This is a genomic window from Actinomadura sp. 7K534 (genome assembly GCF_004348575.1).
GTDB classification, from domain to species: Bacteria; Actinomycetota; Actinomycetes; order Streptosporangiales; family Streptosporangiaceae; genus Spirillospora; species Spirillospora livida.
In genome coordinates this window covers 1-2,226 of sequence record NZ_SMKB01000438.1, presented here as the reverse complement: position 1 = coordinate 2,226, position 2,226 = coordinate 1, and the positions used below count along the sequence as shown (strand labels likewise).

Here is a 2,226-nt window from a genome sequence, read left to right as displayed (position 1 = left end):
GATCAGGAGGGAGCGGTCCAGGCGGCCGCCCCAGCTGCCCGACAGGAGCTCGGCGCCCTTGGGGTCCAGGGCCAGGCCGCCGAGGACGGTCACGTCCGGCGGCGGAGGCCCCTGCCGGGCGTCGGCGTCCATCGGCCGGGCGCGGCCCCGCGCCACGGCGAGGATGCGGTCGAAGCGGAACGCGCGGATGCCGCGGCGCATGCGGCACCAGCCGACGAGGTACCAGTGGTCGCGGTGGACGAGGCAGGTGACGGGCTCGACCTCGCGGATCGTGACGTTGGCGCCGGCGTCGCCGTAGCAGAGCCGGACGACGCGGTGCTCGGTGATGGCCGCGGCGACCACGCGGGCGCGGTCGGAGGTGGAGGCGTCGAGCGGCGTGGTGAGGGTGGCGAGGGTGGTGGTCACCACGTCGTCGTGGGTGGTGTCGTGCGGGGCGTCGTCGTGGGGGGTGGTGTCGAGGAGGGCGTGCAGGGCGCGGCGCGCGGTCGTGGCCTGCGGGCCCGTGCCCAGGTGCGCGAGGGAGAGCGCGAGTGCGGCGATCTCCGCCGCGGTGAGCGCGGTGGATGCGGTCTGGTGGTGCGTCGCAACGTTCGCCATGGTTCGATCATACGTTCGAACACTGACATTCTGGAGGTTCCGGGCGCGGCTTCTTCGGGTCGCGTGACGCAGTACGGGCAGGCGGGGGCGGATGATCGGCCGCCCGCTTGAGAAGGCGACCTCGCATGGTGAAAACTTGAACACCGAACTGGCTGAATCTGGGGAAATCGGGGCGACCATGGGCGGACCGGTGAACCGGCGTTGAGCGACGCACGCGTGGGCCGGCCCCCGATGAGCCGGGACGAGGTGGACCGCACGCTGGCGCGGCTCCGGGACGAGAGGGACCGCATCAGCACGGCACTGCTCGAACTGGAGGCCCACCACGGCTACCAATTACTGGAAGGCGCGGCCCTCGACGGTGAGACGCGCCGCGTGCAGGCCGACGTGCGCACCGGGATGGCCTCCCTCTGGCGCCTCTTCGATCTCTACGGAAGCGTCGTAAGCGCCGCGGAGGACCTCCGCGCCCGCAACCCCAGGCCGGGCCAGGCGCAGCTCACGGAACTCACCCGGCTGCTCGCCGGCCCGTCGGTCGAACTGCCCGTCACGGAGGTGCCGCTGGGGCGGCGGACGCTGCTGTCCGTGCCGTCCGGCGAGCGGCTGACGCTGCGCGCGGCGGTCGAGCGCATGACGCCCCTCTACGAGGAGGTCGCGCAGGCGGTCGCGTCGCTGGACGCGGTCTGGTCGGCACTGCTGTCGCGGCTCGCCGAGGTCGAGGCCGAGCGGCGCGCGGCGGACGAGCTGCTCGAATCCCTCGGCGGGACGGAGCCGGAGCTCGACCGGCTCCGCGCCGACCTCGACGCCGTCGCCGCCGTCGTGCGCGCCGACCCGTTGGCGCTGGCGGCCGGCGGCGGCGCCGACACCGGGCGCCTCGACGCGATCCACGCCGGCCTCGCGGAGGTGCGGCGCGGCCTGGAGCAGGCGGAGCGGGTCCGGGACGGGTTCACCGGCCGGCTCCGCGCCATCGCCGCCGTCCTGGACCGGCTGCGCGAGGAGGAGGCGGAGGCCCGCCGCGTCCGGGACGAGGTGCTCGCCAAGATCGCCTCACCTGGGCTGCCGGACCTGCCGGGCGCGTCCGCGTCCCTCGCCGACCGCCTCGCCGCCCTCGGCCGGCCGGGGCACGGCACGGGCTGGAACGATCTCGCCGCACGGGTCGAGGAGCTGGAGCGGGCGGCGGACGACGCGCTGGCCCAGGCGCGCGAGACCGTCGGGCTCGTCCGCGGGCTGCTCGACCGGCGTGCGGAGCTGCGCGGCCGGCTGGAGGCGTACCGGGTGAAGGCGGCCAGACTGGGCCACGCCGAGGACGCAGGGCTCGCGCGGATCCACGACCGCGTCCGCGAGCTGCTGTGGACGTCGCCCTGCGACCTGCGGCGGGCGACCGTGGCGCTGTCCGAATACCAGCGGGCCGTCAACGCCCGGTCGAAGGGAGCGAAGCGATGAGCCAGTGCGCCGAACCGGGCTGCGGCGGAACCGTCGACGGCGGGTACTGCGTCCTATGCGGCGTGGCCGCCTCCTCCAGCCCCCCGCCTGCGCCGACCTCCCCGAACGCCTGCGCGCAGCCCGGCTGCACCGGCGCGGTCGTGGACGGCTACTGCGACGTCTGCGGCAGTCCCCCCGCGCCCAGCGTGCCCG

2 protein-coding genes and 1 pseudogene are annotated in these 2,226 nt (G+C 75.3%); 2 read left to right on the top strand and 1 reads right to left on the bottom strand.

Annotated elements, in window-relative coordinates; genetic code table 11:
• Positions 1-597 (bottom strand): WYL domain-containing protein (locus E1266_RS36865; protein WP_132055161.1); only part of this gene is annotated, 597 nt, incomplete at its 3' end.
• A gap of 201 nt (positions 598-798) precedes the next feature.
• Here E1266_RS36865 and E1266_RS36860 point away from each other — a divergent pair.
• Both E1266_RS36860 and E1266_RS39090 read left to right on the top strand, forming a co-directional pair.
• On the top strand, positions 799-2,034 hold the full coding sequence (locus E1266_RS36860; RefSeq protein WP_243719351.1) for a hypothetical protein: 1,236 nt from the start codon (positions 799-801) through the stop codon (positions 2,032-2,034).
• Positions 2,031-2,226, top strand: a pseudogene (locus tag E1266_RS39090) (hypothetical protein); the annotation flags it as partial. The gene E1266_RS36860 and the pseudogene E1266_RS39090, both read left to right, overlap by 4 nt.